Source organism: Frankia sp. CeTa3Moorea (assembly GCF_978021225.1).
On record NZ_CDXDOR010000163.1, the window covers coordinates 1 to 2,399 of the forward strand.

The following is a 2,399-nucleotide window of genomic DNA, read 5'->3' on the forward strand; positions in this document are numbered from 1 at the left end:
GTCGATGGTCCGGTGAACCAGGCCCCGGCCCGGGACAAAGACGGCGTCGGGTCAATGGGCGGCGTCGGGCCGATTCAGGCGCGTTGCGAGCCGTCCCGGGCCCGGGCCTGGTTCACCGGACCATCGACCGTGGCCGGTCGGGATCCGGTGGTGATCTGGTCGAATCTGGCAGCTGAACCAGCCCGGATCAATGTGCGGGTGCTTTCCGACGGACCGGCGACGTCGCCGCAGGACATCACCGTGCCCCCGGACCACGCGGTGATCCGGCGACTCGCGTCCCTCGCACCGGAGGCCGCCGCGACCGCGCTCGACGTCCAGGTGCGCTCCGGCCGGGTTCTCACCTGGGTCGCGGACCGGCCCAGCGCGGCGCGTGCGGACTCGATGCCGGGGGCGGACCGGGCGGGGCGCGCGGATCCGGTGAGCCTTGTCCCGAGCACCTCCGCCCCGGCCCGGCGTCTCCTGCTTGGCGGGGTCGTCGTCCCGGCGGGGTCCGCGTCCTCGACGGCGCACCTGGTGCTCGCCGCACCGTTGCGGGAGGCCACGGTGCGCATCACGGTCCTCACGGGTACGGGTCGGCACACGCCGATCGGCCTAGAGGCCGTCGTCGTGCCCGCCACCGGTGCGATCACCACGCCCGTGCTGCTGCCGGCGGGCGCCGCCTCGGCCGTCCTGGTCGAATCGGCCGATAACGCACCGGTGCTCGCCGGACTGGCCGCACCGTCGGGCCGGGCGGGAGAGCGGTCGACCGGCTCGGACGGCGGATCCACCTGGGTCGGCGCCACCAGCCTTGATCCTCCGCTCGACCCGCGCGGGCTCGACGCGTACGGCCAGGCGGTCGGCCTCTCCGCCCCGACGGGGCTGGCCGCCGGGGCGGGATCCGCGCCGGACGCGGTCGTCTCCCTCCCGCCGGTGCCGCCCGGCGCGACCGGCGTCGTCGTGCTCGCCGCTCCGGCGGGAGCGGTCACAGCGTGGATCGACGGCGAGCTGGTACGGGTGCGGCCGGGCACCGTCGCGACCGCCCGCATGCCGATCGGGCAGGCCGGTGGACGGCTCGTCGCGGTCGGCGGCCCGCTGGGGGCCACCGCCGTGATCGGCGATCTCCCCGGCAGGCCGGGGGAGGGCCGGGCATCCGGGGATCCGCCCCGCGGGCCTACTCCCTCCGGCTCCACCGGCTCCGGCTCCACCGGCTCCACGTCGTCGACCGCCGTGTCGTCGATCTTTGGGATGTCCAGGCCCGTGATGCCGCGGAGCATCTCTACCGTCGTTCCGTTGTGGGGGGCGTCGAGGCTCCTCGACGCCCCGGTCTCCATCGAGGATCCCACCGTCCTGTATCAGCGCGGCTAGTGCCGAGTCCGCCGACCTTCGATCTTCGCCTCGTGGCGGGCCGGGCACCGGTCGGCGTCCTCCCAGGACGTGCGGGAGGTTCGTGACGCTTCCGGTCGTCCGGTCTTCTGGGCCGTCAGCACCCCGCCCTGTCGGTGGCGTCGCCCGTCAGCGGCCGGGAGCGGCGAGAAAGACCCGACCGGTGCCGGTGAGGGTCAACGCGGCGGATCCGGCCAGCAGGGCGGACCGGCCCCCGCGCAACTCCACCGGGGCGACGGTCGTCCCGTTGTCGGCGGTGCCGGTCACCCGGACCGCACCCTCGACGGCCAGCAGCACCACGGGCCGTCCCACGTTCAGGGCGCCGCCGGTGCAGATCGCCTCGGTGAGGGCGAAGTCCCCGACGGGGACGTCCCAGCCGCGGAGCAGACCACCGGGGGAGACCGCGAGGGTACAGGGCATGAGGATCGGCGCCGCGCTCGGAGTGGGATCAAGGATGCGCAGGAGCTCGTCGACATCGATGTGCTTGGGGGTGAGCCCGCCGCGCAGCACGTTGTCCGAGGTCGCCATGATCTCGATACCCAGGCCGGAGACGTAGGCGTGGAGCAGCCGCGCGGGCTGGAAGAGCCCCTCCCCGGGGCGCAGGGTGACGTCGTTCAGCAACAGGGCGGCCGCGATCCCGACGTCGCCCGGGTGCGCGGCCGCGAGCAGACCGATCAGGTCGGCCGCCCGCGCGACGTCATCGGCTTCGACGTCATCGGCTTCGACGCCGTCCGCCGCGGCCCTGTCCGTCGCCGTGTCGTCCGTTTCGGCGCTGGGCGTCCCCGGCGCTGCCGCGTCGTGCGGGCCGGCGGCGAGCCGGCGGGCCGTCGCCACGAGGTCGCGGACGAGGTCACGGGCGGGTTCGCGCGGCATGGTCAGCAGGGAGCGGAGCACCTGTGCGGCGCCGCCCGAGGGATCGTCGGCCAGTGGTCGGAAGGTGGCGGTGAGGGCCGGTGAGCCCAGCCGGGCGACGATGGCGAGGGTCCGGCCGGGATCACGTACGCCGGCGAGAGCCCGAAACGGGGACAGTGCGACGA

Annotated in this window: 2 protein-coding genes; one reads left to right on the forward strand and one right to left on the reverse strand. The window is 74.9% G+C overall.

The window, feature by feature from the left end; all coding sequences use genetic code 11:
• The coding region (locus tag AC08OV_RS20775; protein WP_476620154.1) for a DUF5719 family protein at positions 1–1,344 on the forward strand (1,344 nt) is incomplete at its 5' end.
• 147 nt (positions 1,345–1,491) lie between these two features.
• On the opposite strand, the gene AC08OV_RS20780 is transcribed toward AC08OV_RS20775, so the two are convergent.
• Positions 1,492–2,399, reverse strand: a 908-nt coding sequence (locus AC08OV_RS20780) for a cupin domain-containing protein (protein ID WP_476620155.1), incomplete at its 5' end; no start/stop codon positions are given.